The organism is Flavobacterium sp. (assembly GCF_027531905.1).
In the GTDB taxonomy this organism is placed as follows: Bacteria; Bacteroidota; Bacteroidia; order Flavobacteriales; family Flavobacteriaceae; genus Flavobacterium.
Genome location: NZ_JAPZSU010000072.1, coordinates 1 through 1,466 on the forward strand (window position 1 = coordinate 1; position 1,466 = coordinate 1,466).

The 1,466-nt window shown below is 34.7% G+C and carries 2 protein-coding genes; both read left to right on the top strand.

Annotated elements, in window-relative coordinates; all coding sequences use genetic code 11:
- A partial coding sequence (locus O9307_RS14510; protein WP_298300704.1) for a Uma2 family endonuclease occupies positions 1–388 on the top strand: 388 nt, incomplete at its 5' end.
- A gap of 699 nt (positions 389–1,087) precedes the next feature.
- Entirely contained in the window at positions 1,088–1,273 is a 186-nt protein-coding gene (locus tag O9307_RS14515; RefSeq protein ID WP_002795373.1) for a hypothetical protein, read from the top strand.
- Positions 1,274–1,466: the final 193 nt, after the last annotated feature.

Here is a 1,466-nt window from a genome sequence, read left to right on the forward strand (position 1 = left end):
TGAATATTCCATCAACCCTCACTATCCCTATGGAAAATGGTATTTTTACGAGCAAATCTTACAAGTACCTGTCTATGGAATTTTTCAGCCAAAAACAGGAGAATTAGATGTTTATCGATTAAATCAAGGAAGGTATGGACAGCAAAAACCTGATGAAAACAATCGTTATTGGATAGCAGAGATTAACTTATTTTTGGGAGTCTGGCAGGGAAAAAAAGCTGAAGTGACAGCCTATTGGTTACGTTGGTGGTATCTGTCGGGCAATCTGTTATTATGGGGGAGTGAACGAGTCGCACAAACTGAATATCAACTCGAACAGGAGCGAGTGTTACGGCAAAAATTAGTTGAAAAATTAAGGGAATTAGGCGTTGAACCAGAAACCTTGTAGCATACTTGTCAAATGCTGATAAAATCATAGAAGGGATCTTCTGGATTGGGGTATTTCTAGGATTAACGGGGAAGATGTTAGAGTAGATAACAGCGATTATCCGAGAGTTTTGCTGGAACGTAGGTAAATTTGCATTGTTCGCATTTTTGGGAACCTTTTTATTTTTTTGGATGTTTTTTCTGACCAGAAATTTTAGTCAATCTCGTCAATTAGACAATATAATGGACTTGTTTGTTATCTCTTTTTTAAGTTACCCTTTTCTTATCCCATTGGATAGAGTGAATGTAATAAAAATCTATATTTTAGAATTTACACCATGAATTAGAAAAAATCACTGCAAAATTGTCCGATTTGTCAAGAAGAAAAGGATGAAATTCTTCACACACAAAATTCTGTTTTACCTGAAGGTCATCCCATCTCAACTGGATGTGATATACTATGTTGTAATCGCTGTAGTTTCGTCTATGCTGATACAAAAGTAAGTCAGAAAGGTTATGATATTTTTTACTCCCAATTATCCAAATATGAGGACAAAAAACAGCTACGGTAGGATAAGGTACAATCCCAAGACCTTACCCGCCAACAAATCGAATATTATCAAAGTTGTCTTACAACTGGGAAAACCGAGAGCTGATCTTGAGAAACTGTGGGCATTGCCTACTCAGAATCCTTTAATTTATACCTGAACATCGCAAATTTATGAAAGCTAAAATTCACTTAAAAAATCACTGCCGAATCTGTCAATCAGAGAATTTAAAGAAAATTCTCACTTTGCCTCAAATGCCATTTACGGATGAATTTATCCTTCAAGAAGAATTAGGCAGAGAATTTAAAGCCGATATTCCTAGGGACTTCCAGAGAATAAAATACCCAACAAAAAAATAGAAAAGTGTTTTTTTGAAAAAGTAATTATTTTTGTCTAGGAAAACAAAGAGTTTCCCATTACAACCTATTTTTCCGAAAAAAAAATAGCAGCATAAACTTTTATACTTCCGAGCTTTTTCGAGTATAACAAGGACAAGTTAAAGAATCAAATACAGTTTTTAGCTAACCATCTTAGTTAACTACAAACTAGGTC